We start from the raw sequence: 2867 nt of genomic DNA, 5'->3' as shown, positions 1-2867 counted from the left end.
GGAACCTCGAGGGGGTGGGAGGAAGAGAGGAGAGGATTTCTCCGCTCCTGTTAAGAAGGCCTCTCCTTTGGATTCACTGCCGAAGTCCTACATGGCGTAAGGCTTCTTTGAGGGCGGAGCCAGACGCTAAAAGCATCCAGTTCTGCCCCCAGCGCCCCCAGGAGAAAGCGAAGGGCGTAACTCTTACTCGGATGAGGAAATCCTCCATGATCGTCGAACGTGTGGAGCTGCGGGTGATCCGGATGGCCCTGAAGGAGCCCTTCGAAACCTCCTTCGGGCGGGAGCAGGATCGAGAAGCGATCCTGGTGACGGTATACGCGGACGGCCTGGAAGGCTGGGGCGAGGTGGTGGCCTCGCGGGATTTCGGGTATTCCTATGAAACCATCGAAACTGCGTGGCATGTCCTGCGGGCGTTTCTCATCCCTGCCGTGCTGGGACGGGAGATCCCGGACATCGAAACGGTGGCCCGGATGGGGGAGCGGCTCCGGGGTCACCCGATGGCCCGGGCGGGCCTGGAGGCCGCCTTCTGGGATCTCTTCGCCCGGCGCGCGGGCCTCCCCTTGGCCCGCTACTTGGGCGGGGTCCGTGATCGGGTGCCGGTCGGCGTCAGCATCGGCCTCCAGCCCAGCGATGAGCTCCTCCTGGAGAAAATCCAGAGCTACCTGGAGGAAGGTTACCAGCGCATTAAGGTGAAAATCAAACCGGGCCGGGATGTGGAGATGATCGCGGCGGTGCGTCGGGCGTTCCCTGAGATCCCCCTGATGGCCGATGCCAACTCCGCCTATCGCCTGGAGGATGCCGATCGCCTGGCTGCCCTGGACGAGTTCCAGTTGATGATGATCGAGCAGCCCCTCCACTGGGACGATCTCTATGAGCACTCGCTCCTTCAGGCGCGCCTGCGGACGCCGATCTGTCTGGATGAAAGCATCCACACCGCCCGGCATGCCCGGGCCGCGCTGGAGATGGGGGCCTGTCGGATTATCAACATCAAGCCGGGGCGAGTCGGCGGGCTGTTAGAGGCCCGGCGCATCCACGATCTGTGCGCGGCGCGGGGGGTCCCCGTGTGGTGTGGGGGGATGCTGGAGACCGGCATCGGTCGGGCCGCGAACGTGGCTCTGGCTTCGCTCCCTGGCTTCACCCTCCCGGGAGATCTCTCCGCCAGCGATCGGTACTACCACGAAGACCTGATCGATCCGCCGTTCGTCCTGAACCCGGATGGCACGTTGAGCGTGCCCACTGGGCCGGGGTTGGGCGTGCAGGTGGATCGGCGGAAAGTCGATCGAGCGACTGTGCGGATGGAAGCTTTCCCGCGCTGAGGGCATCCCATGGCTATTGAAGCAAAAGCGGGGGATCTGGCGCTGCTCATCGGACCGGGGGGGAAGCCCTTCCTGATCCGCCTGGAACCGGGCGGGCGCCTGCACACGCATCGGGGCGTGGTGGCGCATGAGGACTGCATCGGACGGCCGTGGGGGACCGCGGTGCGTTCCCATCGGGGGGAGGTCTTCTGGTTGCTGGAGCCCTCGATGGAGGAATTGATCCGCCACCTCCCTCGCCAGACCCAGATCCTCTATCCGAAGGACATCGGCTACATCCTCCTGAAGCTATCCGTTCGGCCCGGGCGTCTGGTGCTAGAAGCGGGGACGGGGAGCGGGGGGCTGACCATGGCGCTGGCCCAGGCGGTCTGGCCCCTGGGCCGAGTGGTGACTTACGAAGTGCGGCCGGAGATGCAGGCCCTGGCCCGCCGGAACCTGGAGCGGGTCGGGCTGGCGGAGATGGTCACGTGGCGGGTTCGAGATGTTGCGGAGGGGTTTGAGGAAGCCGAAGCCGATGCCCTCTTCCTGGATCTGCCGGAGCCCTGGGTCTATCTGCCGCAGGCGGCGGCGGCCCTGCGGAGCGGCGGCTTCTTCGGGGCCATCCTCCCCACTGCCAACCAGGTGATCCGGCTCCTTGAAGCCCTGCCCGCTCACGGCTTTGGATTCATCGAGACCGTCGAGATCCTCCTGCGGCCTTATCACGCGGTAGGCTGGCGCTTCCGTCCTGCCGATCGGATGGTGGCCCACACCGGGTTCCTCATCTTCGCTCGACGCCTGGGGGAGGTTCCCGGTGTGGAGGCCCTCGCGGTGGAATCCGAAGCCCCTAGGGAAGAGGCCCCGGAGACCTAACCGAGGATGAGGCTCTCGCTGAGCTTTCCTCCCGTCTCGAAACGCCCGACAGGATCGCCAGAAAGCTCCTTTGTCCTCTGGTAGTCCTGACTTGGGGACTGGCGGCCTCGCCCACCCACAAACACCTGGGAATAGAAAGGGTGATCCGTTACAAGAAAGCGCCACTCTATGCACTGCGCGTAGCATCCTCTGGGCGAAGGCGTTCCTGAAGGGTGACATGAGCTCGGGAGCCGCAGGCGTGATCCTTGCCGTCCGTTCCTTTTTTCGATATAATCTTTTATGGGATGGGCGGTTAGCTCAGGTGGTGAGAGCGCCGTGTTGACAACGCGGAGGTCAGAGGTTCGAGTCCTCTACCGCCCATCAGGAAAGCCCGCCCCACCAGGGCGGGCTATTGTATATCTATAGGGGTTGCGCCGGTCGGAAGCCCGTAGGGCTGGGTGGGACAGCCTTATCGTTCTTTAGATCTCCTATCGCTATAGCCCTTTAAGCCACGGACGATGGACAAAAGGGAAAGGGAGATCAAAGCTCCCAGGAGGAAACGAACCGCGTAACTCATCCATCTCGCATATCTGGAAACCCGAAGAAGGGGACACGTCCTCAGGGGAACCCCACGCCAGAGCGCGGGCCTCGAGGGCTGGGAGGGCCCGTCGTGGAGGTCCTGAGGATACCGCCCTGGAGGGGCTATCCCGATCCAGCGCCGCTGGG

Annotated in this window: 2 protein-coding genes and 1 tRNA gene; all 3 read left to right on the top strand. The window is 64.1% G+C overall.

The genetic code is table 11. The features are described from left to right. The first annotated feature begins 206 nt into the window (after window positions 1-206). Window positions 207-1316, top strand: coding sequence for an o-succinylbenzoate synthase (gene menC / locus NZM16_RS08680; RefSeq protein ID WP_295479956.1), 1110 nt, complete (start codon window positions 207-209; stop codon window positions 1314-1316). A 9-nt stretch (window positions 1317-1325) separates the two neighbouring features. Then, window positions 1326-2162 (top strand): tRNA (adenine-N1)-methyltransferase, encoded by an 837-nt coding sequence (locus tag NZM16_RS08675; RefSeq protein ID WP_295479954.1) that lies wholly within the window; start codon window positions 1326-1328, stop codon window positions 2160-2162. 286 nt (window positions 2163-2448) lie between these two features. Next, a tRNA-Val gene (locus NZM16_RS08670) sits at window positions 2449-2522 on the top strand. The last annotated feature ends 345 nt before the right edge of the window (window positions 2523-2867 follow it).

The sequence above is a fragment of the Thermoflexus sp. genome, from assembly GCF_025055495.1.
Classification (GTDB): domain Bacteria; phylum Chloroflexota; class Anaerolineae; order Thermoflexales; family Thermoflexaceae; genus Thermoflexus.
Note: the sequence above shows the minus strand (reverse complement) of the source record. Positions and strands in the feature narration are given on the sequence as shown.